The sequence below is a fragment of the Pseudomonas sp. P9_31 genome (assembly GCF_034008235.1).
GTDB lineage: Bacteria > Pseudomonadota > Gammaproteobacteria > Pseudomonadales > Pseudomonadaceae > Aquipseudomonas.
The window spans coordinates 5,557,881-5,583,183 of sequence record NZ_CP125375.1 but is presented as its reverse complement, the minus strand read 5'-3'; the positions used below and the strand labels follow the sequence as shown (position 1 = coordinate 5,583,183).

Sequence of the window (25,303 nt, the reverse complement as noted above, 5' to 3'; positions counted from 1 at the left end):
ATGATAGTGAACAGTAAAACCCCTGTAGCGCTTAATCAAGCTAACGCTATTTCGACATTGTTTGAGCGCAGCGAGTTGGAGTCGGCGTTGAATGGTTTCGAAACCGTGCCGGAGTATGATGCAGCCTTGCGTTACTACGAAGGTGCTGTCGAAGCATCGAGTCCGCAGGCCCGGCTGACGCCAGTAAGCCTTTTGAAGGAAACACTTGAATCAATAAGTCCAAGGGGTTCAAGTACCGCGCTACAAACAGTTCAGGATAAGTTGGCGGACTACTTGCGGCGTTTAAATACAACAGTCGAACTGTTGAGTGCTGCCAAACCTGTGCCAAAAAAGTTGCACTTTGTCTGGGTGGGCGGCGCCCTGTTCGGGGATAATCAGCGCGACTATTTCAATATCTGGAAGCAAGTGCTGAGTAAAGACGGGTATACCTTGAATCTTTGGTATGACCCTGATGCGCTGATGGCTTTTGATACCAATCGGATTATTACCCAAGCCGCCAAGGCGCATGCCATGGAGACGGGTGGGGCGGAACTGACCCGGCTCAAGGATCTGTTTGAACTTGTCGAACGTCGTGTGGTGGTTCTGCGACAGCAAATGTTCGAACACGTCAAAGCTGTTCAACAACGTGGCGGCAAAGGTGACGATGCGCGCATAGATTTGTTGGTCAACGCCTATGGGCAGGATCGGGTCACGCTTGAAGCCGCGAGGGCGCGATACCTGGAGAGTCACTTGGCGATGGCGGGGGAGCACGTTCGGGTACGCGATGCCCGCGCGGCATTCAGCTCTCACTTTCTGTGGGACGTCTATGAGCGCGAAGTGTCGTTTCGCGGGAATCTGGCCGCCGCTTCGGATGTGGTTCGACTTCAGGCGCAAAGCCTGGAGGGCGGTACTTACAGTGACCTGGACTATCTGCCGCCATTGGTCGAAGAGTTGGGCGGTGTAGACATCAGCAAGTATTCCTTCGGTCAAAAGTTGGGTGTCTTGCAGTTGTTGCTCAATGGTAATCCTGCCTTGATGCCCAAGCGTGACAAGAATAGGTACAAGAGTCACGTGGAGTCAGTACCCGTCGAAGACCGGGAAGCTTTAGTCAAGTTTTCAGAAAGCAGTCCTGATGTGCTTGATATTTTTGCCGCGACCAAAGGGCTGACCGTTCCACAGGAAGGTGTTCGTTTGGGAACGGCGCTTGGCAACAAAGAGATGAACGCTTTCATCATGGCTCATCCTGAGTCCGGAATGGTTGATTCGATCATGAAACGCATTCGCAGCAATTACGACTTGCTGCTCGATGTGGAACAGAAAATCATCGAAACGGGTGCTCATTGGGATAGCGATTTGGCCGGGCAGTTCGCTCAAGAAATCCTTCAGCGGGAAAGTGAGCTGACACACCGTCCCCTGGACTATAGGGATCCGAATATTCCCAAACTGTTCAACGCCATAGGTAATTACCATCGCGACGGAATCTATCCCCAGGCCGCTGGGACGATTCTCTTGACCGGGCCCGGAGCTGCCATTTGGGGGATGGACGATTTTATGCAAGCCAACTGCGCTCCGGACACTATGGCGCAGCTGAAAGATCAGCTGAAACTCGACACCGGATACAACCGTGCGACAGAAGAAGAGACCATTAGCGGGTGGGTCGACAATGTCACAGAACATGAAGAGTGGGTGTCGAAAGAACAGCAGAGTTGGCGCGACGGCAAATACAAGGCTCGATATACCGGCAATCTTGCGGAGTTGCTGAAGGGGCAGACCCTGACCTTCAAACAAGGATGGCCAGTCATCGAAGGCAAGCCGGTTTTGTTGACTGACGTGCTGCAACGACTGCTCGATGAACAGGGCGAGCGCTTCATCCGGGCGATGAACGACAAGTTAAGTGGCGAAGTAACCTTAGACAAACCGCTGTCCATCAGTTTTGCTGAGCGCCAGCAGATCCTGGCACAAACGGTCAGCGAACTGCCGAAGTCGGACGGGGCGCAATCGGTGGGCAACCTGAACGAAATGTTCTCCCGCATTGAACATGGTTCGCTGCCCTTGAACCAGTTGAGCCCTTTGCAACGGGTCGTGCTCGGTGGTCTGTTCGGAGCGCATACCCTCGACGAACAAGGTTTCGGCGAAGCCTGGAAGGCTACTCGGGCTCTTGCCTCCAATACCGCCGAGCGTGGCCTCGCGGCGCGTTATGAAGCCATCGAGCAAACGCTGCTCAAGCAAAAAAATACCCGGTTCGAGGCCGGCTTCAAAAAGCCGTCGACGTTTCACGGGGATGTCCCTAGTGCGCAAGTGCTCAAGGTGCTGGCCTTCGCGGAGCCGATGAGTGTCCGACAATGGGGTGAGCACGTTGCCAGGATCAGGTTCCAGGCCGAATACGAGCTGCGTCACCTTATCTTTGAGCGCAGCGCCACAGTGTTGGAAACTTTCATTGCGAAGGGCGCTTCCAGCGGGAGGTTGATGCCTCAGGGATTGCTGGTTCGGGGTGAAGGCGATCCCGGAAGACGCTGTTATCCACTGGTGTTGGCCATGGCAGCGGCCCTTGAAAAGGGCCCCTCGGCCGTGGACGCTCTGAGCGGCAGGCTGGCCAATGCCAACCTCTCGCCCGACGCCAATGAAACCCACGCTTTTCTAACAACCCTCGATGAACTGCGTACGGTGCCAATGGCGCGGTCGGGCATCCTGTTGGGTGCGTCCCGGCTGGATCAGGTCATGCATGCACTAGAGACCAGGACGTCTACCTGCACCTTGATGCTCAACACCGAAAGCCATTCCCTGCTGGTCGCAAAAATCGTCAATGGGGGGGCGAGTGCCTACCGCTTCTACGATCCGAATTTCGGTGTTTTCGGGTTTGAACAGGCGCAGGACCTGAACCGCGCGCTTGAGCAATTTCTGAGCAGCCCGGAGCTGGCCAAACTGTATGACATCAGTCACTTGATGGACGCAACGTTCAACGTCGTCGACCTCAATGGCCCGGCTATCGCCGATCAGCCGCTGCCATCACACAATAATGTATCGGGTTTGTTGAGCCATGATCCGATCAGTCCCGGTGTGACGGTGACACCATGGGAGCATCACGCCGCGTTGAGGGCGCGTTCGTTGTCGGAAAATGCCCGACTGGGGCGTGGACTGAACGAACTGGACGCTCGCTACTGGGCAGGACAGATTCAGAACAGTGCAGCTCGTCTACACGCGGAAAACAACCTTGGGCGAGACTTTGCGCCGGTGTTCGACAGTGTGCGAGAAATGCCTGGTGGTCAGTATGAAATCAGCCTGGTCAATCTCAAGGACCCCGCGCGCACCGTCAGGGTGTCGAGCACTGACAGTGTGCTGTCGCGAATCCGCTCTTACCTGACGGAGACTTTTCAGACGCTGTCGGTCAAGCCGTCAGTACCGGGCAAGGTCGACCCGACCGACGTCAGCGCCGTGCATACCCTGAATGCGGCTTTTACGGTTCAGGCGTTGCTGATGGCGCTCAAGTCCCATGAGCAAGTCAGCGACATCAATGAAGACCGGAGCCTGACGACTGCCGTGCAAATGCATGGCTACCTCAGTTACGCGCAACTGGCGCATGGCAATCTGCTCGACGTCGTGGAACTGGTCAAGTTGTTCCGGGTGGCGTTGAGCGATGCACCACTGGTGGCCCGGACCACCTCCTCGGTGGTGGTCAACGCGTTGGGGCATATTGCCCGTGACGGTCTGGCCACAGTGCTGCAACTCGCCACTCTGGGTTTCGATATCTATCTGCTGGCCAATGCCAAGGACGATCTGCAACAGGCGCAATACGGCACGCAATTGGCGTTCGATTCGACGGGGTTGGCACTGTCGGTGGCCGGTGTGGGCGCCGGACTGGCAGGTGCCAGTACGGCCGCTGCGTTTCTTGGCGGGGCCGGAGTGATCCTCGGCGGGTTGGCCATTGGTGTGAGCGCACTGGTCGAAGGGTTCAACGGCACGTTGGAACGAGGGCGGCGGATCGGTCAGTACCTGAATCGCGTCGACAATGCATATCGCTCGGGCGGTCACTCGGTCAGAGAGGGGGTGTTTTATCCGAATCCTTACGCGGTCATTCGCGAGATTGATTTGCGCAACAAGCAATTGACGTTCGACAGCCAGGAAATTTTCTCGGCCAATACCTCCGCGCTGCACCCGCCGGAACCGAATATCGATCGTTCAAAAGCCATCAATATTCGACAGCACTTCGGGTTATCGGAGCATGCCACGATTACCGATCCGACGACCTTTCAGGCCCTCGTGCTGCCTTGCGTGGCCAAGACCTGGTTCGGGTTCAATTATTCGGCGCTGCCGTTTTCGACCACGCGTTCCGAGCATTTTGAAACTGCACTGAAACTGGAGTACGACGCAGCAGGCGGTCGCCAATTCTGGTTTACCTTTTACAAGTTTCCCTCCGAGTACATCTTGCATAATCTGTATCCGGTGGAAGTCGAGACAACAATCAACATCTTGTTGGATGAGGAACCACGTTCGTTGCTGGTGCCCGAACTGCCAAAAATATTGCGCGGCAAACTGTCCTACAGCATTGAAGGTTTGGGTGGCCATTGCGCATTGACACTCAACCCGGGTGTGCGATCAGTCAGTTTGTCACAGGCTCAGAAATCTCGTCCGATGGCCTGGACGCTACATGCGCTCTGGTTGAGCGAAGAGGATATTGATGTCGGCGAGGGTCAGCTGAAACTGGGGGCTGTCGATGTCCAGGTCATGGGTACGCCTGAATTGATTGTCCAGACTTCGCATAACTCGTTTCGGGTTGACTGGACAGAGCGGCAGGTGTTGCTCGAAGAGCTGGAGGCCGACCCGTCTGTCGACACTGCAACGATCCAGGCTCGGGTCAGGAAACTGGCCCGCACCAATCGTTTGGCCAGCCCATTCACTGCGGTACAGAATTTCCCGGTTCCGTTCGCAGACCCGCAAGAACCACAGTTGACCACGGCTTTTTATGAGCAGGCCCGTGATCGTTTTATCTACGCTCGCGACTTGCCGCCAGCGCTGGCAAACCAAGCCAGGCTGGGCGCGGTGATGGGGGAGCAGGCGTATTTTTATTGCTCCCGTGAAGCGCTCATCTGGCGCTCTGACGTGGTCACTGGGCAGGTCCATCGATTCTATCGTCTGATGGATCCGGTGCCCGGTTCGAGTATTTCGGTGTTTCAAGACCTCGGGCACGGAGTCATCCGCATCGTTCAGCAGGTGACACAGCGCACCGGGCGTGAAGCCGAGGTGATCTACCTGTTGGGCGAGGAGGAAGTGAAGCTGATAGCGATCGCATGCCATCTGACCGAACGTCAGCACAACCTGCTGCTCAAGGATGTGATGAAGGGGTGGTCAAACTTCTTTTGGGATTACGAACTGTTGGTCAAGGATTCGAAACTGTGGCCTTTGACTCAAGTGAAGGTCGTGGACTATAAGCCGGCGGCGTTTGTCTCGATCACACCGTTGACTGAGGGTAAGAAGGATCCGGTCAGCACTTGGGTGCGTGACGCCGATGGCTTGGTGATCCGCCCGGATATGTCGCAGACAGAAGGGCCAGGCGGGCCGGTGAGCCCGTTATTGCTGACACCTACCACGAGTGCGGGCGATGTCTTCCTGTTCTATGACAAGCACAATCACACTCTCTATCGCCAGAATATCGGGCCGGCAGTCACTGGCGTGGATGCGCAGGCCGAGCGCATCGATCTCTACAATGTGATTGAGGTCGTCGCCAATGAAGGGCGCTATGTCGCGTTGACCAGGGAGGGGCTGTATTTCGATATCGATGACCAAGGGCGATCGCAGCTGGCCGCGATAACGGAAGACTGGCTGGAGGATGCCAGGGGGCCGTTGGGCATTGGTTTTGAGTGGTGGACAGAGGTTGAGGCTGTTGCCAGGGAGTATCAAGCGTTGAGCTTTGCGATTCTTGGTCTGGGTAACGGCAGGGGAGGCGCAAAGCTGTGCGCCTGGTACACCGACCATCGATGGTTAATGGCTGACTTCGGACCGGAAAAGGTGGTGCGGTTAGTGGCAACGACGCCAAATGATCAGGCGGGCTGGCTGTTGGATGTGTCCGCTGGCCAGCTCTATCGTCAAGCGTTTTTTGAGCCTGAAAAACTACAGATACTCTTTGAAAATGGCCAGCAGCTTCTGCGGCAGGACCTGCTGCCTGCGCCTCAAAAGGTTTGGTCGCAATGGTCTTTTGCTCACGTATGGGCACATGAAACAGGTCTGCGAGGGCGAACGCTTGAGGGCGTCGAACTCGAGATGCGCTTCGGTGAGCCGGCACGTATTGTCGGCGTCACGGGAGATTGGGTGCTGGCGAAGCAGGGAACGAATGATCCTTACGATGCGGGTGTGAGGCACGCCTTGAAAGCTTTGGTGAGCGAGCATCCCCACGAAGCGTTTATATCGGTTGGCGGTCACTCGGGGTATCAATGGTACGTCGTGGACATTGATCAGGTGGTTGGCGAGGTCAATACGGGCCTTGAAACCCGACTGCTGGGTGTTCGACAGAAAAAAACGGCCTTGCTCCACGAAGTGCCCAGCCAAGTGACTTACAGCGCTTCGAGGGACGTATGGCTGGAGAGCAGCGTTGCACGTCGGGAGGGCGAGGTGTTGTCGCTGGAGTTTCAGGGCGAACTCAAGGACCTTATGCCGTTGATACCTGACGGCGTCAGTCAGTTGGTCTTGAGTTATGGATCGAGTGCGATCAGCTGCTGTTTGTCGAGCGCTGTCTGGCAGCAGCTTGAGTGCATTGTGGTTGATGGTCGCCGTTCGATGATGCCGGGCACATTGATCGTAGAGACGGGCGCCCAGGATACCTGGTGGGTCAGTCGGGTCGAAGGGCAGCTGCTGTTGACTGACCCGGCCACCGGGCACACGCTGATCATGCGCGATCAGTTCGCCGATTCAAACTCGTACAACCCGGTGACGCTGCGCCTTCAGGTGCATGGCGCTACGATGACTGTTACCCAGGATGACTTGGTGCAAGCGTTGGCTATCGAAGACGAAGACAATCAGCTTGCGGCACTCATGACGAAGATGGCCGTCACGGAACCTTTGACCCCTTAAAGATGATCTGTGGCGCGAGGTGATGGTCTGTGGAATGGCCAGCCTTGCGTTGCGCGCCTCTGCGGGGCGTTGTTGCTTCAATCGGAGCAGCAACGCCTTTCGGGGCTCATTTATCGCAGGGTTTATGGCTGTCTCTTCGCCAAGGCAAACCGCTTCATGATTTGATCTCTGAGTTTCTTCTCCATGAATTCCCTTTTGGTGTCGAGTACCTCTCTGTCCAATTTAAGAAAGGCACTCTGCTGGACGATTTTTGCTGTTTGTTTCTCCCAAGACCAAAACAAAAAGCCGCTCTTCTCGGTATTGGCAACCAGTTCGAGATTAAAAACCGCCATATGAAGGTTTCCACTTGAATCGTAACGCGAGGGTGCTACCTGGAAGCGACGCCCTTTACGACTCTCTTCATCCAGTGAAAGCACGACGGGCTTTTCGGGCTTCAAAGCATCCAGGGTGTCGATCATGGCGTTCCCTTGCCTTGAGTCGCTCATGGATTGCGCACTGCGTACCAGGAGGTCGGCAACGCTCCCGGTGATATCCGAGCGTGTACGTGTCCTGATGACGCCTTCATGGAGCGACCATCCCAAAAACATCAACGTGCGAACATACTCTTCCAGCCAGTCTTGTGAGTTGGCAAAGCGGCCATGGCCGAGGTCGGCTGATCTTGTTGCAATTCGCGTGCAGTCTGTCATGTCATCAAAGTCTTGCAAGGATAGTTCGCCGATACACGAGATAAGATTGTGGCCTGTGACCATTCCGCAGGGTGTGTTGTTGCTCATAAGTCTTCCTGATTAATTTTGGTAGTTGCTTTACGTGCAAAGTAACTCAAGTAGATTGCATTTGCTGAGATGAAGTAACGCTATGGAATTTGTTCTTAATATGTTTTTTGCTTGTTGGCCGGGTGAGGGGGTTGTTGTACATATGTGGAATCAAGATTCGGTTTGTTCGTTGGAGTGCTGTGCGATAAATTCAATGCATGCCCACAGGGAGCATGAATTGACTCATCAAAGGAATGTTGAATATGGAAGTTATGGAAAGTGCCGTTAGCCTTGATAAAAGCGTTGCGTTGATAAAGGCGCGTATTAGCAAGCGCCAATTAATGCAGCCCTCTGTTGCTCGCGTAAAGGCATTTGCAGCAATAGACACTACTAGTCCAGCCAAAGAATTGGATGCCGCAGTATTGTCCGATACGCTGGTGGGTTATGGCGCAAATATTTCCCTTGAAAACATGGCGATTATCGAAAATCTGATTAAGTTTTCGAAGCTGGAGGCGAGCTATGAAGTTCCTGGCAATGATCCGAAAGCCTGGTACCTCGCCTTTCTACAGTGCATGGATGAGGCGGGTTGTCTTGTCGCGGACTCCGGTTATACCGCCTATGAGAAGAGCTCCCATCAATTGACAATGGATAACATTGTTACCGATATTATCAAGGCTGGTGTTGAGGCGGCGAAAGCGGCAATTCCAGGGGCAACGGCTCTCAGCGCAATTGTCGACTCGACATTGGACGCGCTAAAGAAGGAACCTGAGGCGATTGATTTGTTTCATCGTGAAGTGACCAAAAGCAAAGGCGTCAGGTTGACGGTCATGCCATGTGACCAACTGGCGAACGGTCATATTATTACGTCGTTAGCGTCGATCGATAGCGACGGTGGCGACAAGGAAACCGGGGTTGTTTTTTTCGACTGGAAAACATCCAGTCGTACTATCTTCCGGGGTAACTCTTACATTACCTTTAACCCCCTTCGTTATGCGGCAATAAAGGATGATCTGGAAGAGTACCTTGGAAAGTATTATAAGGCGGTCCTGAGTAAAAGGTTTCAGCGACGCAAAAACGAGACCCAATAAAACCTGTCAGGCCAGTGACTAATGTCACTGGCCTGTTTTTAGGCGGGGGGAGTACGGAAGTTAGATATTCTTTTTATTTAAATGCATGCAGTCTTCTGGCCGTGCCGCAGGCTTTATTTCCTGCCAGGAAACAAGGCGTGCTTGATATTTTTCTATTTTCTCAACTTGCAACTGACGAGGATTTTCCTGGCGGTTTGAATGACTCGCAATGGTTTGAGGTCTTTACGAACACCTTATCCGGCTGTGGTTGGACCTTTTACGCGAAGGAAGACACAGATGAGGTGTTTTCCAGGTCTTTTGATGCGACGTTTTCAGTGAGGAGGGTACTGCCGAATCCGTTAACCGTAATTTTCCCGAACATCAGGTAGCGGCTGTTTCAGCTGTAATGAATAAAGTCGCGACGTTGTCGCCCGATTCGGACGCGGCACAAGTCTTTCGAGAACACTGCCTCTTGGGGGGCGGCGCAGAGACGACGCGGGTAAGGGTGATGACAGGTATTGTGGAGGCGGATGGGTTTTTGAATATGACGTCTGTGTCTTTCGCTACTCGCGAAGTAATCGCTGAACATGTCTTTGAGAAAGAGATTGGGTTGAATAAAGTTGACGGCGCCGTAAGACGCCGGTTTTACCGGGCTCGTTTTAATCAGGATCACTTTAACGAATACAGGGAAGACACCGTGCAGTGGTTAGGGGGACTTCGGGGCACTCAATGTATCGAGATTGAGCCCTCTCTATCGATTGGCGAAAGCGAGGGCCGAGGGCTTTAAATCCTGCCTTGTGTATTCAGGGAACCAGATAGCCTTTCACGCCGGTAAAAATAATTTGCGCCGCCAATGCGCACACGAACAGCCCCATCAATCGGCTGACAATCTGCAAACCCTGATCACCCAGAATCCGTTCGATACGGTTCGACAGATACAGCACTACGCCGACGGTGAAACTGGCCAGGGCAATGCTGAGAATCGCCGTGAGTTTGTCGTCCCAATGTGGCTGACTCACGCCCATCACCAGCAAGGCGCCGATGGTGCCGGGGCCGACCGTCAAGGGGATGGTCAGCGGGACGATAGTCACGTCCTGTTGCACGTTGTCGGTCTGCACCGCCGATTTGCCTTGGGCCATGCCCAATGCCGAGATAAACAGCACACTGCCGGCGCCGATGCGGAAGGCGTCCACGGTGATGCCGAAGACATTGAAAATCACGCGACCGAACAGATACAGCAAGACGCTGGAAACCAGGGTGGCGGTTGCCACTTTCCAAGCCAGGCGTCGTTGCTCCTTGCGCGAATAGCCGCGAGTCAGGCTGATAAAACAGGACAACACGAAGAACGGGCTGTAGAGCACCAGCATCTTCAGGTAAACGCTGAACAACACGTGGAGCATGGTGCAAGCTCACTGGCGAGGGAAGTCGTGGGGGAGTCTATCAGGCGCTGCGGGGGCTGTCGGCTCAAGAAGTCTGAACCGCTGCCCGGTTCTGCTGATCACGCTGGGCAACCCAATGCTCGATCAGGTCGCGCAGTTGCGACAGCTCGACCGGTTTGGCCATGTGCCCGTCCATGCCGGCTTGGCGCGCGCGTTCTTTGTGCTCGGCAAGGATGTGTGCGGTCAACGCCACCACGGGGGTGCGAATCCGCTGGTTGCCGACTTCCCAGGCACGCAATTGCTGGGTGGCAGAGAAACCGTCAAGGATCGGCATTTCACAGTCCATCAGCACCAGGTCGTAACGCTGGGCCTTCATCGCCACCAAGGCTTCTTCGCCATTGCTGGCGGTGTCCGGTTGCAGGTTGAGTTTGCCCAGCATGCCGCGAATGACCTTGGTCGAGATGCTGTTGTCTTCGGCCACCAGAATACGGAAATCGCTCGGCACCTTGACCGGAAGGGTAGGGCCTGTGGGCAGATGCTGCGAGATGGCCGGGCCTTTGTTGCGCTGGTTCAGCTCGTCCGCCAGGGTGGTCTTGAGGGTGTAGCCGGCCACTGGCTTGGCGAGGATGCGTTTGATCCCGGAGTTACGGGCGATGATCTTGCTCGGTGCGTTGCTGATGCCGGTGAGCATGATCAGCAGAATGTCGTGGTTCAGGCTCGGGTCTTCCTTGATCTTGGCGGCCAGTTGCATGCCGGTCATGCCGGGCATGTTCTGGTCCAGCAGCACCACGTCGAAGTAATCGCGCAGGTGGGCCTTGGTGCGCAGCAGCGCCAGGGCCTCCTTGCCGGACGGCACGGCGCTGACATTCAGGCCCCAGGCGCTGCATTGCTGTACCAGCACCTTGCGACAGGTATCGTTGTCGTCCACCACCAGTACCCGTGCGCCTTGCAACGGGCTGTCCAGGTCCGAGGTCGGATGTTCGAGACGGTCCGGGTCCAGCGGCAGGGTCAGCCACAATGTGCTGCCCTGGTTGGCGCCACTCTTGATGCCGAACTCGCCCTGCATCAAACGGATCAGCTGACGGGCAATCACCAGCCCCAGATTGCCCCCCAGGGTGGTAGCCGAGAGGAAGTGCTTGCTGTGCAGTTCGGCATGCATCAGCGCGTCGCGTTCTTCCGCTTCCATCGGTTGGCCACTGTCCTGCACGGCGATGCGCAGTCGCGGTTTGGCGCTGCGCTCATCCAGCGCGACGACGATCAGGACTTCGCCTTCGTCGGTTTTCTTCAGAGCGTTTTCCAGCAGGCTGAGCAAGGTCTGGCGCAGGCGCGTCGGATCGCCGCTGATGACCCGTGGTACCTGCGGCTGGATAAAGCTGATCAGCTCGACGTTCTGCTGTTCGGCCTTGGCGCGGAAGATGCTCAGGCAGTCTTCGATCAGGGCGTTGAGGTCGAACTGCACGTCGTCCAGTTCGATCTGCCCTGACTCAAGCTTGGAGATGTCGAGAATTTCGTTGATCAGTGTCAGCAGCTCGTTACCGGCGCTATGGATCGTCTGCACGTAGTCGCGCTGCTTGACCGACAACGGTGTGCCCAGCAGCAGTTCGGTCATGCCCAGCACGCCATTCATCGGGGTGCGGATTTCGTGGCTGATCTTCGCCAGGAACTCCGCCTTGGCATTGATTTCGGCATTGCTGGCGGCCAGGTCGCGGCTGACGCTGAAACGGTCTTCGGTGATGCTGCGCTGCCGCTCGCCCAAGGCAACACTCATCAACAGGCCACTGATACAGATAAACACCAACAGCGTGATGATCAGGCCTTGCGGGGCGACAAGGGTCAGCCCCAGCAGCGCCGGCAGGATAATCAATGTGCCGAGGTTGAACACCACCATGGCCGCCACGAACAGACGTGCCGGGCGATAACCTTTCTGCCAGTGATAGGCACTGACGAACAGCATGCTCAGGCCGGCCAGGGCAACCAGCGCGTACGTGATCAGGTTCAGCGGCAGCGTATTGACGAACAACAACAGCAGGCCGCAGGCCACGATGAACAGGATGTCCCCCAGCAGCAATTTGTTCAGCGGGTGGGGGCCGAGCGGGGCGAAGAAGCAGTAGGCGAACATCAGGCCGCAAGGTGCGGTTAGCAGCAAGGCGAGATAAGCGCCGGGGGTTTGCACGGCGTGCCAGTTCGGCAACCATGGGCCGGCCAGGTTCAGCAGCAGCACCAGGCTGAGCAGCAACAACACTTCGCACGCCGCCAGCCAGAGACTGCTGCGCGAGCGGGTGTAGGCGTAACGGGTCAGGTTATGCAGGATCAGCATCCCGATGCAGCCAAACAGCAGGCCGTAGATCAACGTCTGGCTCTGAGTGGCCGCGGTCACGATCGCCGATTGCAGGGTGATGTAAGGCCGCAACTGATGTTCGGAGACCAGCCGCAAATAGACGTCGAGGGTTTTGTCGCTTTGTGGCAGCGGCAACATGAAGTCACTGCTGGGCAGGGGGCGCTCAGTCTGGGGCTGCCGGGTACCGGTATTCAGTTGATCGATCAGCTGGTCGCCGTCGAGCACATACAGATTGAGGTGCGACAGGTCGGGAGCGAATACCCGCAGCAATTGCTCGTGCTTGCCGGGCGCTAGCCTGAAACGCAGCCATAGCGCACCCTCGGGCCCGGCCGCGGTGAGGTGGTCGAGTTCGATGGGGCTGAATTGATTGGTGTAGCGGCTGGAGCGGATGTCGCTCAGCTGCAGGTCGCCCTGTTCGTCGAGCAATACCGCCCAGCCACTGCCTTGCGTGGCCTGGGCCGGGAGCATGCAGAGCAAGGTCAGCAGAGTGACGGTGAAGCCTATGGCGATCCTGAGCCAGCGCACGGCGAAATCCCTTCGTAGGTTGATGCCAGAATATAACTATGCGCGGCGCCGGAATAGTCCGGCAAGGGCCGCAAGCCCTTGCCTGGCCGAATGGATGGCTTATTCCTGATTTTCGCCACGCTCGCGGGCAATGGCACGGTAGCCAATGTCCTTGCGGTAGAAGCAGCCTTCCCAGTCGATTTTAGCCGCCAGTTTGTAAGCCTGCTGCTGGGCTGCGTCGACGCTGGCGCCCATGGCGGTTGCACACAGCACTCGACCACCGGCTGTCACCACCTGACCGTCCTTGAGTGCAGTACCGGCATGGAAGACTTTGCCTTCCAGTGCCGCGGCTGCATCCAGACCGTTGATGGCGACGCCTTTGGCGTAGTCACCCGGGTAACCGCCAGCGGCCAATACGATACCGACGCTCGGACGTGGATCCCATTGTGCTTCGACCTTGTCCAGCGCTTGCGCCAGGGCAGCTTCGACCAGCAACACCAGGCTCGACTGCAAACGCAGCATCACCGGTTGGGTCTCAGGATCGCCGAAACGGCAGTTGAACTCGATGACTTTTGGGTTACCAGCCTTGTCGATCATCAGGCCGGCATAGAGGAAACCGGTGTAAACGTTACCTTCCTCGGCCATGCCGCGCACGGTCGGCCAGATCACCAGGTCCATGACCCGCTGATGGACTTCGGTCGTGACGACCGGAGCCGGGGAGTAAGCGCCCATGCCGCCGGTGTTCGGACCGGTGTCACCGTCGCCGACGCGTTTGTGGTCCTGGCTGGTGGCCATCGGCAGCACGTTCTTGCCATCGACCATGACGATGAAACTGGCTTCTTCGCCGTCCAGGAACTCTTCGATCACCACACGGGAACCGGCGTCACCAAACGCGTTGCCAGCCAGCATGTCGCGCACGGCGTCTTCGGCTTCGGCCAATGTCATGGCCACGATCACGCCTTTACCGGCGGCCAGGCCGTCGGCCTTGATCACGATCGGTGCGCCTTTCTCACGCAGATAAGCCAGGGCTGGCTCGATCTCGGTGAAGTTCTGATAATCGGCGGTCGGGATCTTGTGGCGCGCCAGGAAGTCCTTGGTGAAGGCTTTCGAACCTTCCAGCTGAGCAGCGCCAGCGGTCGGGCCGAAGCAATCCAGGCCACGGGAGCGGAACAGATCGACAACGCCGGCGACCAGCGGTACTTCCGGACCGACGATCGTCAGGGAAACGTTCTTCTCGGCAAAGTCAGCCAGTTGCTCGAGGGCCAGCACGTCGATGGCGACGTTCTCGCACTTGGCTTCAATGGCCGTGCCGGCATTGCCCGGGGCAACGAAAACTTTCTGCACACGCGGATCCTGAGCCACTTTCCAGGCCAGGGCGTGTTCACGGCCACCGCTGCCAATGATCAAAACATTCATTTCAAAAACCTCGGATGACGCTAATTCTGTGGGGACTGATCGTTCCCATGCTCTGCGTGGGAATGCCTCTACGGACGCTCTGCGTCCGAGGGACGCGGAGCGTCCCGGGCTGCGTGCCCACGCAGAGCGTGGGTACGATCAAACAAAGAAATCAGTGACGGAAGTGGCGCATGCCGGTGAATACCATCGCGATGCCGGCTTCATCCGCCGCAGCAATCACTTCAGCATCACGCATCGAACCACCCGGCTGAATCACAGCAGTCACGCCAGCCTTGGCCGCATTGTCCAGGCCATCGCGGAACGGGAAGAACGCGTCGGAAGCCATCACCGAGCCGGCTACCTGCAAACCTGCGTGTTCAGCCTTGATCGCGGCGATGCGCGCGGAGTTCACGCGGCTCATCTGGCCGGCGCCGACACCGATGGTCTGACGGTTCTTGGCGTAGACGATGGCGTTGGACTTGACGTACTTGGCGACTTTCCAGGCGAAGATCAGGTCATTGATTTCCTGTTCGGTTGGTGCGCGCTTGGTCACCACTTTCAGGTCTTCACTGCCGATCATGCCGATGTCGCGGCTTTGCACCAGCAAACCGCCGTTGACGCGTTTGTAGTCCCAGGCCGGAACGCGGTCAGCCGACCACTCGCCGCAGGCCAGCAGGCGTACGTTGGCTTTTGCAGCCACGATGGCGCGGGCTTCCGGGCTGACGGACGGGGCGATGATCACTTCGACGAACTGACGCTCGACGATGGCTTTTGCGGTTTCAGCATCCAGCTCGCGGTTGAACGCGATGATGCCGCCGAACGCGGACTCGGTGTCGGTGGCGTAGGCCAGTTCGTAGGCCTGACGGATACCGCCTTCGGCGTCCGGGCTCACGGCCACGCCGCACGGGTTGGCATGCTTGACGATCACGCAGGCCGGCTTGACGAAGCTCTTCACGCATTCCAGCGCGGCGTCGGTGTCGGCCACGTTGTTGAACGACAGCTCCTTGCCTTGCAGTTGGGTCGCGGTGGCGATGCCGACTTCGGCAGGCTTGGCTTCAACGTAGAACGCCGCGCTCTGGTGCGGGTTCTCGCCGTAGCGCATTTCCTGAGCCTTGATGAACTGGCTGTTAAAGGTGCGCGGGAATTCGCTGCGACCTTCTGTGCTGAGGGTTTCAGCCGCCTGATTCACGGTGCCCATGTAGTTGGCGATCATGCCGTCGTAGGCGGCGGTGTGTTCGAAGGCCTTGAGCATCAGGTCGAAACGCTGAGCATAGGTCAGGCCGCCGGCCTTGAGGTTTTCCAGGACGTTGGCGTAATCGCTGGCATTCACCACGATGGCCACGTCTTTGTGGTTCTTGGCTGCCGAACGGACCATGGTCGGGCCGCCGATGTCGATGTTCTCGATCGCGGTCGGCAGGTCGCAGCCTGGCTTGTTGATGGTGGCTTCGAACGGGTACAGGTTGACCGCTACCAGGTCGATCGGCTTGATGCCGTGCTCGTTCATGATGGCATCGTCGATACCGCGACGACCGAGGATCCCGCCGTGGATTTTCGGGTGCAGGGTTTTCACCCGACCGTCCATCATTTCTGCGAAACCGGTGTAATCCGCGACTTCCACTGCGGCAACGCCGTTGTCGCGCAGCAGCTTGAATGTCCCGCCGGTGGAGAGGATTTCGACGCCCAGGGCTTCGAGCTCTTTGGCGAATTCGAGAATCCCGGTCTTGTCGGAAACGCTGATCAAGGCGCGGCGGATCGGCAGGCGGGTAGTCTGGTCGGTCATTTCAATGTCCATCAAAAGCAAAGGAGTCAGCAAAAAAGGCGACCGGTTTACGCAGGCGCCTTTCTGGTTTGATTGAATGCTTACAGCAAATCGTATTGCTTGAGTTTCTTGCGCAGGGTGCCCCGGTTCAGCCCGAGCAGCTCGCTGGCCTTGGTCTGGTTGCCCTTGACGTAGTTCATCACGCTTTCGAGCAGGGGAGCCTCTACTTCGGAGAGCACCAGGTTGTACACATCCGTGACGGCAGCGCCCTCAAGGTGGGCGAAATAATTGTGCAGCGCCTTCTCGACACTCCCGCGAAGGGTCTGACCTTCTTCGCTAGGCGTATTGAGGTGCTGTTTCAAATTCACGTTGTCGCTCACGGGTGTTGTTCCACTCACTAAAGTCTCGGTCATCATCGTCATGCAGCCACCCCTTCTCCGTCCCCTGTCAGGCTCTTGTAGCGTTCGGCGAAGAAGGCCCGAACGTAGGCGCATTGTGCTTCCGTATCTTCCAAACGATTGAAGTGGGCGCGGAACTCCCTGGCGCCCGGCAAGGTTGCGAGATACCAGCCCACATGCTTGCGAGCTATGCGCACGCCCATGACGTCGCCATAGAAGGCATGCAGCGCGGCCAGATGCTCAAGCAGAATAAATTCCACCTCGATCAGTTCCGGTGCCGGGAGTTTTTCACCGGTACGCAGATAATGGTCGATTTCACGAAAAATCCATGGCTGCCCCTGGGCAGCCCGACCCACCAACAGGCCATCGGCACCAGTCGCGTCAAGCACGTACCGGGCCTTCTCGGGTGAGTCGATATCGCCGTTGGCGAAGACCGGAATCGACACCGCCTGCTTGATCGCGGCAATGGTGTCGTACTCGGCTTCACCGGTGTACAGATCGGCGCGGGTGCGGCCATGCACCGCCAGCGCCGTAATGCCTGCCTGTTCGGCGATCTTCGCCACCGTCAGACCGTTCTTGTTCGCCCGGTCCCAGCCGGTGCGGATCTTCAGGGTGACCGGCACATCGACTGCGGCCACCACGGCCTGCAGGATCTCGGTCACCAATGCTTCATCCTTCAACAGGGCGGAACCGGCGGCCTTGTTACAGACCTTCTTCGCCGGACAGCCCATGTTGATATCAATAATCTGTGCACCCAGCTCGACGTTGGCTCGGGCCGCATCCGCCAGCATCTGCGCATCACCACCGGCGATCTGAACCGAGCGTGGCTCGGGATCGCCTTCGTGGATCATGCGCATCCGCGATTTGCGGGTATTCCACAAGCTCATGTCGCTGGTGACCATTTCCGAGACTACAAGACCCGCGCCCAGCCGCTTGCACAGCTGACGAAAGGGTTGGTCGGTGACACCCGCCATGGGGGCGAGGATCAAGCCGTTGTGCAATGTATATGGACCGATGCGTACCGCCGACATAGGACTTCCCTGTTGTGGGGCCGGATCATGAGAGTTCGAAAAAGGGTTGGCATGATACCCGCTCTCGATGACTGGATAAAGGCTGAATTGAACAAAATCTGAACAGTTAATTCGTTATCGCCAGCGGTTTGGTTAGAACGGTCTAAGTCAGAAAACCGCCGTCAAGCCCGTAACGCTTGAGCGTTTCACTCGGGAGAGTGGAAGCTCAGGCTGTAGTTCACCGCTTTGGGGCCTGGATCGAGAATGTCCAGCGCGATGTGGATCGGCGTTTGCGGCGGCATTTCCGCCAAGCCTTCAAGATCGCCGTTGAGGTACTCGCCGGGCTTGAAGCGGCGGCTGGCGATCAGGTGGCCGTTGAGGTCGGCAAAGCGCAGTTCCAGCAGCGGGAACGGCTGGGAGAAGGGGGCGCGGTTGTAGATGATGGCGTCGACCACCAGCGCACCGTTGAAGTCCGGGTGGCTGCGAACCACCAGGTTGCTGCTTTTGACTTTGGCGATGTCGACCTTGGACGGCACCGTGCAGCCGATGTGCGGGCACAGTTGCTGGAACCATGGACGGTACTGGTCCTGACGAGCCAGTTCGTCGAAGTGGTAGGCGACGTATTGACCGACGAGGCCGGCGGCACCGAGCAGGATCAGCAGCAACCAGAAAAAGCGCCGACCCCAGGGGGAGCGACGTCTTTGCCAATCGAGTTGCAACGGGTCGTCGGTCAGGTCCTGCAGCACTTCAGCGCGCAGGGCTGGTTCGCTGCGTTCGCGTCGCTTGCGCAGGGGTTCGACCGAGGGCAGGTCGTCGTCGATCTCGTCGGTTGTCGCCGACAGGCCGCCAAAGGGGATTGGGGCGTCGAGCGGGTCGTGCAGGCGCAGCTGTTGTATCTGGGGCTCGTCGTTCGGCTCCACGGGCTCCAGGGACAGCGAAGGCTCGGTGCGCGCGTGTTTGCCAGGCTCGATCGTCGGTTCTGGCATCGGCGCGTCGGCGGCTTGTGCGCGATCGGCGGCTGACTCACTGAAGAGACTGTCGGACCAGGGGGCTTCGTCGTGCTCGGCGTTATCACGGCGAGCGCTGAGGCTGTCTTCGCGGGGCCGACCGAATTCCGTTGTTGGCTGGATTTCCCGCTGTTCGAGCCGGGCAAGCTCTTCGTCCAGGTCCAGGCTGTCCAGATCCATTTCGGCAGCGGTCCATTGCTTTTGGCTGATGGCCCGCTGTACCGGCGGTTCGACGGGTGCCGGTGCAACCGGTTTGACCGCTTCCTTGCCGGCTGCTCGTTGCTCGAGCAACTGCCTGGCGGCGTTGAACACCTGCAAGCACGAGCCGCAACGAACCACTCCGCGGGCCACGCTCAACTGAGCATGGCTGACACGGAAGCTGGTTTGGCAATGCGGGCACTGGGTGACGAAGCTGTCGGTCATGCGGCAATCCGGTTTATGCAGGCGCTCATTCTAGCGCCGACGGCCAGTGATGCGCACCCAGCCATCGCGATTGGCAATCGGGTCCAGATCGAAGTCCTGAGCGTAAGCGGCGGCAACTTCCTCACCCTGTTCGGCGAGGATGCCCGACAGCGCCAGGCGACCGCCCGGCTTGACCAGGCTGGACAGTTGCGGCGCCAGGGAAACCAGCGGGCCGGCGAGGATGTTGGCGACCAGTACGTCGGCTTGAACCTGCGGCAGGTCTTGCGGCAGATACAGCGGGAACAGCGCTTGGGCAATGTTGTTGCGCCCGGCATTGTCGCGGGAGGCTTCCAGCGCCTGCACGTCGATATCGGTGCCGACGGCTTCCTTGGCGCCCAGCAACAGGGCGGCAATCGCCAGAATCCCCGATCCGCAACCGAAGTCCAGCACGTTGCAACCCTTGAGGTCCTGGCCGTCGAGCCATTCCAGGCACAGCGCGGTGGTGGGGTGAGTGCCGGTGCCGAACGCCAGGCCCGGGTCCAGCAGGAGGTTCACTGCGTCAGGCTCGGGCGCGGCGTGCCAGCTCGGGACGATCCACAGGCGCTGGCCGAAGCGCATCGGCTGGAAACCATCCATCCAGCTGCGTTCCCAGTCCTGGTCTTCGATCACTTCGCTGTGATGCTCGGGCAGCGGGCTGCCGGTCAGCAACTCGAGGTGGGCCAGCACGCTGGCGGCTTCGGTGCCACCTTCGAACAGGGCCAGCAGGTGCGTGTGCGACCACAGCGGGGTGGTGTTGAGTTCTGGCTCGAAGATCGGTTGATCTTCGGCATCCATGAAGGTCACCGACACGGCGCCCACTTCAAGGAAAGCGTCTTCGTAGGTTTCGGCTTGTTCTGGGCTGATGGCGAGACGGACTTGCAGCCAAGGCATGGCGGGCACCTTTGAAAAATATAGATTGCAGCCTAGCGGGCTGCGAGAAGCGCGCAAGTTTACGCGAGCGCGGAGGTTTTGTGGGAGCGGGCTTGCTCGCGAAGGCGTCGGCACATCCAACATTGATGTGACTGACAGACCGCTTTCGCGAGCAAACCCGCTCCCACGGGGGATGTGTATTGCTTGATGAAACCTTCAGAAACAACAAAGCCGCTCGAAAGCGGCCTTGTCATGTTCCGGCTGAAGCTTAGTGCTTGTCGCCAGCCAGCTTGTGCTCGAGGTAGTGAATGTTCACGCCCCCTTTGCAGAAGCCTTCGTCGCGGGTCAGATCACGATGCAGCGGGATGTTGGTCTTGATCCCGTCGACAACGATTTCGTCCAGCGCATTGCGCATGCGCGCCATGGCTTCGTCACGGGTTGCACCGTAGGTGATCAGCTTGCCGATCAACGAATCGTAGTTCGGCGGAACGGCATAGCCACTGTACAGGTGCGAATCGACGCGAACGCCGTTGCCGCCTGGTGCGTGGAAATGCTTGACCGTGCCTGGGCTGGGCATGAAGGTTTTCGGGTCTTCGGCGTTGATCCGGCATTCCAGCGCGTGACCGCGGATGACTACATCATCCTGGGTGAATGACAACTTGTTGCCAGCGGCGATGCTGAGCATCTCCTTGACGATGTCGATGCCGGTGACCATTTCCGATACCGGGTGCTCTACCTGGACACGAGTGTTCATCTCGATGAAGTAGAAGTGGCCGTTCTCGTACAGGAACTCGAAGGTACCGGCGCCACGGTAGCCGATGTCGATGCAAGCCTTGACGCAGCGAGCGAGGACTTCCTGGCGTGCTCTCTCGTCGATGCCCGGTGCCGGTGCTTCTTCGAGAACCTTCTGGTGACGACGTTGCAGCGAGCAATCGCGGTCGCCCAGATGGATAGCGTGGCCCTGGCCATCGGAAAGGACCTGAACTTCCACGTGGCGTGGGTTGGTCAGGAATTTTTCCAGGTAGACCATCGGGTTGCCGAACGCTGCGCCCGCTTCGGAGCGGGTCAGTTTCGCCGAGGAGATCAGGTCTTCTTCTTTGTGCACCACGCGCATGCCACGACCACCGCCGCCGCCAGCGGCTTTGATGATCACCGGGTAACCGACTTCGCGACCGATGCGCAAAGCGGTTTCTTCATCTTCAGGCAGTGGGCCGTCGGAGCCCGGAACGGTTGGAACGCCGGCAGCGATCATGGCGTGCTTGGCCGATACCTTGTCGCCCATCAGGCGGATGGTTTCGGCTTTCGGGCCAATGAACGCGAAGCCGGAGTTCTCGACCTGTTCGGCAAAGTCGGCGTTTTCCGCAAGGAAACCGTAGCCTGGGTGAATGGCAGTAGCGCCGGTCACTTCAGCCGCGGCGATGATGGCCGGAATGTGCAGGTAAGAGTGCGCGGCCGAGGCCGGGCCGATGCAGACTGATTCGTCTGCCAGGCCCAGGTGCATCAGCTCTTTGTCGGCCTTGGAGTAAACGGCGACAGTCTTGATGCCCATCTCTTTGCAGGCACGCAGAATCCGCAGGGCAATCTCACCGCGGTTGGCGATCAGAACTTTTTCCAACTTCGCAGTCATCAAAGTTTCTCCGCGGTTCAAACGATGGTGAACAGCGGTTGGTCGTACTCAACCGGCTGGCCGTCTTCGACAAGGATGGATTCGATCACACCGCTGGTTTCAGCTTCGATGTGGTTCATCATCTTCATGGCTTCGACGATGCACAGGGTGTCGCCTTTCTTCACGGTCTGGCCGACTTCAACGAAGGACGGCGAGCTTGGCGAAGATTTGCGATAGAAGGTGCCGACCATTGGCGAACGGGCAACGTTGCCGTTCAGCGTTGGGGCAGCCGGAGCCGCAGGGGTGGCAGCGGCAACCGGAGCGGCAGCCACAGGCGCGGCAACCGGGGCAGGCATTGGAGCCGGTGCGTAGTACTGCTGAGCCGGCGTCTTGCTGTGGCGGCTGATGCGTACGGACTCTTCGCCTTCCTTGATCTCGAGCTCGTCGATGCCGGACTCTTCCAGCAGTTCGATCAGTTTCTTAACTTTACGGATATCCATGAATCATCAACTCCCAAGGGTCGGTCAGGGGCGTTACGCTTGTTGTTCAAGCTGTTGCCGGTCTTTCAAGCTGTTCTAGGGCGGCCTCCAGGGCCAGTCGATAACCGCTGGCGCCAAGGCCGCAGATCACTCCCACCGCTACGTCGGAGAAGTAAGAGTGATGGCGGAAAGGTTCGCGTTTGTGCACGTTAGACAAATGCACTTCGATGAATGGGATGCTCACCGCCAGCAGCGCGTCACGTAATGCGACACTTGTGTGCGTAAAAGCTGCTGGATTGATCAGAATGAAGTCCACACCTTCGCCGCGAGCAGCGTGGATGCGGTCAATCAATTCGTACTCGGCGTTGCTTTGCAGGTAGAGCAAATGGTGGCCGGCATTGCGCGCCCGCTGTTCCAGATCCTGGTTGATTTGCGCCAGGGTGGTTGCACCGTAGACGCCCGGTTCCCGGGTGCCGAGCAGGTTCAGGTTCGGGCCGTGCAAAACCAATAGGGTCGCCATCTGCTGCTCCTTTGTTATCTGTGTGCAATTGTCAGAACCCGGCGACTATGCCGCAAAGCCTTTGTGACTGTCCAGTTCTATGCAATAGCCAGCACGATGGCCGATGTTTGCGCGAAATTTGTGACCGGGTAATTAAATCCGGTCATTTGCTTTCGCAACACGTTCGGCGAAGTCCGTGGCATTGATCTCGCCGATCACTCGCACATCGGTGCGTTCGACGCCGTCCTTGCCGAAAAACATCAGCGCCGGAGGACCGAACAGCGTGTAGCGGTCGAGCAGGGCACGTTGTTCGGTATTGCTGGCGGTGATGTCGAAGCGGATCAGTCGATAGCCTTTCAGGCGTTCGACGACGTTGGCATCGTTGAGGACTTCGTGTTCGATGACTTTGCAACTGATGCACCAGTCGGCATACCAGTCGAGCAGCAGCGGTGTGCCGGCGGCTTTGGCGTCATTGAGGGCGCGATCCAGTTCGGCTGGCGTGGTGATGGTCTGCCAGTTGCTGGTGTTTTGCGGTTGATCGTTGCCCGCGACAATGCGCGGTTGGCCAATGGGGTTGAGCGGATCGGTCTGACCGCTGAACGCGCCATACCAGCAGGCCAGCGCATAAAACAGCAGGAACATTCCCAGCAATTGCCCCAGGCGTTTTCTCGGCGGTTTATAGACGAACTCCAGCGCGCCCATGAACAACCCGACGCCACCGGCGAGCAAGCCGATCAACAGCAAGGTGATCTGGCCCGGCAACACTCGGCTGAGCAAGCCGATCGCCAGCCCCAGCAGCAAGACGCCAATCGCGTTTTTCACGTAGATCAGCCACGGCCCGCTTTTTGGCAGCCAGGCCGCACCACCGGTCGCCACCAGCAACAGTGGCGCACCCATGCCCAAGCCGAGCATGAACAGTTTCAATCCGCCGCCCAGAGCGTCGCCGCTGGCGCTGATGTACAGCAGCGCGCCGGCCAATGGTGCCGACACACAAGGCGAAACCAACAGACTGGACACCACGCCCAGCACCGCCGCGCCCCACAGCGAGCCGCCTTCGGTACGTCCGGCGATCCGGTCCAGACGGCTGCTGATGGCGTGGGGCAGTTTCAGTTCGAATACGCCAAACATGGCCAAGGCAAACACCGCGAAAAACAGCGCGAACGGCACCAGCACCCAAGCCGATTGCAAGCGCGCCTGAAGATTCAGCTGCGCGCCGAACATGCCCATCAAGGCACCGAGCAGGGCGAAACAGGCTGCCATTGGCAACACATAAGCCAGTGACAGATTGAAACCGCGTAAACCACCGACTTGCCCGCGCAGGACCACGCCGGAGAGGATCGGCAGCATCGGCAGCACGCAGGGGGTGAAGGTCAGGCCGAGGCCAGCGAGGAAGAACAGCGCCAGTTCTCGCCAGCTCCACGCCGTCGTCGCAACGCCGCTGCCATCAATGCTCAGGCGCTCGGTCTCGGGTGGGTAGCACAGGCCTTTGTCGGCGCAGCCCTGATAGGTCACGGCCAGCGTAAAGGCGCGAGAATCGGTGCGCGGCAGTTCTACATCGAGAATGCCGTGGTAAACCTCGACATCGCCGAAGTACTCATCGTGCTTTTGTTCGCCCTTGGGCAGTTGCACCGCGCCGAGGCCAACGTCTGCCGGATCGGCGCGAAACTGGAAGCGATGGCGATAAAGGTAGTAACCCTCGGTGGCGACGAAACGCAGCTTGATCGATTGCGGCGTGCTGTCTACCAGACTCAACTGAAAGGCTTCGCGCACCGGCAGGAAGTCGGAGCTGTTGTTGATCGAACCCAGGGTGGAACTGGGCCGACTGTCCAGCAAGCCGGCGGCGGTAGCCGGCAGGGCGAGCACTAAAAACAGCAGGCAGAGCAAACGGCGCATGACAATCTCGCGTATCGAAAGTGTGGGCATGATAGCGGACAGTCGCGGGGTGTGCAGGGTGGGGCGTTCTGTGGTGAGTGTTCCGACGTCTTCGCGAGCAAGCCCGCTCCCACATTTAACCGAGTTCGCTCAGGGGAATGCGATCAAATGTGGGAGCAGGCCTGCTCGCGAAGGTGGTCTATCAGACGCGGAAGGCCTGAGCGACTGTATGCAGTCGTCCACCCGGCACCAACAAATTCTCCCCTTGCTCACCAGACACCTGAATGCATGAGCGGCCATGTATAGGGGGCCGCCCATGTTGCCGGATCTTGACGTTTTTTCTGGTCGCTCCGGTGGGCAGCGTCGAGCTTACTTTGTTGATTGATCGTTGGAATGGTTGCACAAGTTGATTGTTACAGGGGTGTATTGGGTGCTGTTGGTATGCCGAAACAGCGTGCTGCTGTGATACTCGTACACTTCCTGAGTGGTCGATACATTGATGACCGAGCCTTGCACATCGACCTTTATGGCTGGATCCCGGGTGACTAGAAACGGGCCGGCAGTCTTGAGTTCAGACGCTATTTGTTCATCGGATGTCAGTTCGCGATAGACATAGTATCGATAGCTGAACGGCACTGTTGCTCCGCCTCGATCATCCTTGACACCGTAGATGAAGCCATTTGCGCCAAGGGGTAGTTTGAGTACTACATCGGTCAGCACCGGGGCGCTGGAAGACATAAGCCATGTCCAGCCGATGTATGCCAGGCATACAGCCAGCAGGCAGGAGGTGACAATTGTGTAAGTATTTTTTTTTCTAGTTCCTGAACCGGGCATTGATGCGTCTGGGGGCGAAGTTGGAACTATCACGGGGCACTCCTGTTGCGCG

General features: G+C 58.1%; 17 protein-coding genes. 3 read left to right on the top strand and 14 right to left on the bottom strand.

All coding sequences use genetic code 11. The features are described from left to right. Nucleotides 1–6: 6 nt before the first annotated feature. Nucleotides 7–7,041: a TcdA/TcdB pore-forming domain-containing protein gene (locus QMK51_RS25255; RefSeq protein ID WP_320392375.1), complete on the top strand. Its 7,035-nt coding sequence runs from the start codon at nucleotides 7–9 to the stop codon at nucleotides 7,039–7,041. A 122-nt stretch (nucleotides 7,042–7,163) separates the two neighbouring features. Here QMK51_RS25255 and QMK51_RS25250 read toward each other — a convergent pair whose 3' ends face one another. After that, nucleotides 7,164–7,814, bottom strand: coding sequence for a hypothetical protein (locus tag QMK51_RS25250; protein WP_320392374.1), 651 nt, complete (start codon nucleotides 7,812–7,814; stop codon nucleotides 7,164–7,166). A gap of 242 nt (nucleotides 7,815–8,056) precedes the next feature. On the opposite strand from QMK51_RS25250, the gene QMK51_RS25245 reads away from it, so the two are divergent. Both QMK51_RS25245 and QMK51_RS25240 read left to right on the top strand, forming a co-directional pair. After that, the gene (locus QMK51_RS25245; protein ID WP_320392373.1) at nucleotides 8,057–8,881 is read left to right on the top strand and encodes a hypothetical protein; all 825 of its coding nucleotides are present in this window, start codon (nucleotides 8,057–8,059) and stop codon (nucleotides 8,879–8,881) included. A gap of 14 nt (nucleotides 8,882–8,895) precedes the next feature. Further along, nucleotides 8,896–9,249 (top strand): hypothetical protein, encoded by a 354-nt coding sequence (locus tag QMK51_RS25240; RefSeq protein WP_320392372.1) that lies wholly within the window; start codon nucleotides 8,896–8,898, stop codon nucleotides 9,247–9,249. A 414-nt stretch (nucleotides 9,250–9,663) separates the two neighbouring features. On the opposite strand, the gene QMK51_RS25235 is transcribed toward QMK51_RS25240, so the two are convergent. From QMK51_RS25235 to QMK51_RS25175, 13 genes are all read right to left on the bottom strand, one after another. Then, nucleotides 9,664–10,260: a MarC family protein gene (locus tag QMK51_RS25235; RefSeq protein ID WP_017336334.1), complete on the bottom strand. Its 597-nt coding sequence runs from the start codon at nucleotides 10,258–10,260 to the stop codon at nucleotides 9,664–9,666. A gap of 64 nt (nucleotides 10,261–10,324) precedes the next feature. Continuing rightward, nucleotides 10,325–13,102, bottom strand: a complete 2,778-nt coding sequence (locus QMK51_RS25230; RefSeq protein WP_320392371.1) for a hybrid sensor histidine kinase/response regulator — start codon at nucleotides 13,100–13,102, stop codon at nucleotides 10,325–10,327. Nucleotides 13,103–13,201: 99 nt separating this feature from the next. After that, the gene (gene purD / locus QMK51_RS25225; RefSeq protein ID WP_258697744.1) at nucleotides 13,202–14,497 is read right to left on the bottom strand and encodes a phosphoribosylamine--glycine ligase; all 1,296 of its coding nucleotides are present in this window, start codon (nucleotides 14,495–14,497) and stop codon (nucleotides 13,202–13,204) included. 151 nt (nucleotides 14,498–14,648) lie between these two features. Further along, nucleotides 14,649–16,256, bottom strand: coding sequence for a bifunctional phosphoribosylaminoimidazolecarboxamide formyltransferase/IMP cyclohydrolase (gene purH, locus QMK51_RS25220; protein WP_258697743.1), 1,608 nt, complete (start codon nucleotides 16,254–16,256; stop codon nucleotides 14,649–14,651). Between the two features lie 80 nt (nucleotides 16,257–16,336). Beyond that, complete coding sequence (gene fis, locus QMK51_RS25215) at nucleotides 16,337–16,657, bottom strand: DNA-binding transcriptional regulator Fis (protein ID WP_003186237.1); 321 nt, start codon at nucleotides 16,655–16,657, stop codon at nucleotides 16,337–16,339. Beyond that, nucleotides 16,654–17,664 (bottom strand): tRNA dihydrouridine synthase DusB, encoded by a 1,011-nt coding sequence (gene dusB / locus QMK51_RS25210; protein ID WP_320392370.1) that lies wholly within the window; start codon nucleotides 17,662–17,664, stop codon nucleotides 16,654–16,656. Before dusB ends, fis begins: the two co-directional genes overlap by 4 nt. A gap of 185 nt (nucleotides 17,665–17,849) precedes the next feature. Next, nucleotides 17,850–19,073 carry a DUF3426 domain-containing protein gene (locus QMK51_RS25205; protein WP_258697741.1) on the bottom strand — a complete coding sequence of 408 codons (1,224 nt, stop codon included), beginning with the start codon at nucleotides 19,071–19,073 and terminating at the stop codon, nucleotides 17,850–17,852. 30 nt (nucleotides 19,074–19,103) lie between these two features. Beyond that, nucleotides 19,104–19,982 (bottom strand): 50S ribosomal protein L11 methyltransferase, encoded by an 879-nt coding sequence (prmA, locus tag QMK51_RS25200; RefSeq protein ID WP_320392369.1) that lies wholly within the window; start codon nucleotides 19,980–19,982, stop codon nucleotides 19,104–19,106. Nucleotides 19,983–20,229: 247 nt separating this feature from the next. Continuing rightward, nucleotides 20,230–21,588, bottom strand: coding sequence for an acetyl-CoA carboxylase biotin carboxylase subunit (accC, locus tag QMK51_RS25195; RefSeq protein ID WP_320392368.1), 1,359 nt, complete (start codon nucleotides 21,586–21,588; stop codon nucleotides 20,230–20,232). A 17-nt stretch (nucleotides 21,589–21,605) separates the two neighbouring features. After that, nucleotides 21,606–22,067, bottom strand: a complete 462-nt coding sequence (accB, locus tag QMK51_RS25190; protein WP_320392367.1) for an acetyl-CoA carboxylase biotin carboxyl carrier protein — start codon at nucleotides 22,065–22,067, stop codon at nucleotides 21,606–21,608. Between the two features lie 46 nt (nucleotides 22,068–22,113). Further along, a complete protein-coding gene (aroQ, locus tag QMK51_RS25185) occupies nucleotides 22,114–22,566 on the bottom strand; it encodes a type II 3-dehydroquinate dehydratase (protein ID WP_123358611.1) in 453 nt (150 codons plus the stop codon). Between the two features lie 132 nt (nucleotides 22,567–22,698). Further along, a complete protein-coding gene (locus QMK51_RS25180) occupies nucleotides 22,699–24,438 on the bottom strand; it encodes a protein-disulfide reductase DsbD (protein WP_320392366.1) in 1,740 nt (579 codons plus the stop codon). Between the two features lie 348 nt (nucleotides 24,439–24,786). Then, nucleotides 24,787–25,284, bottom strand: coding sequence for a hypothetical protein (locus tag QMK51_RS25175; protein WP_320392365.1), 498 nt, complete (start codon nucleotides 25,282–25,284; stop codon nucleotides 24,787–24,789). Between the last annotated feature and the right edge of the window lie 19 nt (nucleotides 25,285–25,303).

What these genes read in the sequence shown, in the direction of transcription:
- aroQ (WP_123358611.1), bottom strand. Translation starts at nt 22,566, where the DNA reads ATGGCGACCCTATTGGTTTTGCACGGCCCGAACCTGAACCTGCTCGGC.
- accB (WP_320392367.1), bottom strand. Translation starts at nt 22,067, where the DNA reads ATGGATATCCGTAAAGTTAAGAAACTGATCGAACTGCTGGAAGAGTCC.
- prmA (WP_320392369.1), bottom strand. Translation starts at nt 19,982, where the DNA reads ATGCCTTGGCTGCAAGTCCGTCTCGCCATCAGCCCAGAACAAGCCGAA.
- dusB (WP_320392370.1), bottom strand. Translation starts at nt 17,664, where the DNA reads ATGTCGGCGGTACGCATCGGTCCATATACATTGCACAACGGCTTGATC.
- QMK51_RS25245 (WP_320392373.1), top strand. Translation starts at nt 8,057, where the DNA reads ATGGAAGTTATGGAAAGTGCCGTTAGCCTTGATAAAAGCGTTGCGTTG.
- QMK51_RS25235 (WP_017336334.1), bottom strand. Translation starts at nt 10,260, where the DNA reads ATGCTCCACGTGTTGTTCAGCGTTTACCTGAAGATGCTGGTGCTCTAC.
- QMK51_RS25250 (WP_320392374.1), bottom strand. Translation starts at nt 7,814, where the DNA reads ATGAGCAACAACACACCCTGCGGAATGGTCACAGGCCACAATCTTATC.
- purD (WP_258697744.1), bottom strand. Translation starts at nt 14,497, where the DNA reads ATGAATGTTTTGATCATTGGCAGCGGTGGCCGTGAACACGCCCTGGCC.
- accC (WP_320392368.1), bottom strand. Translation starts at nt 21,588, where the DNA reads ATGACTGCGAAGTTGGAAAAAGTTCTGATCGCCAACCGCGGTGAGATT.
- fis (WP_003186237.1), bottom strand. Translation starts at nt 16,657, where the DNA reads ATGACGATGATGACCGAGACTTTAGTGAGTGGAACAACACCCGTGAGC.
- QMK51_RS25180 (WP_320392366.1), bottom strand. Translation starts at nt 24,438, where the DNA reads ATGCGCCGTTTGCTCTGCCTGCTGTTTTTAGTGCTCGCCCTGCCGGCT.
- purH (WP_258697743.1), bottom strand. Translation starts at nt 16,256, where the DNA reads ATGACCGACCAGACTACCCGCCTGCCGATCCGCCGCGCCTTGATCAGC.
- QMK51_RS25205 (WP_258697741.1), bottom strand. Translation starts at nt 19,073, where the DNA reads ATGACCGACAGCTTCGTCACCCAGTGCCCGCATTGCCAAACCAGCTTC.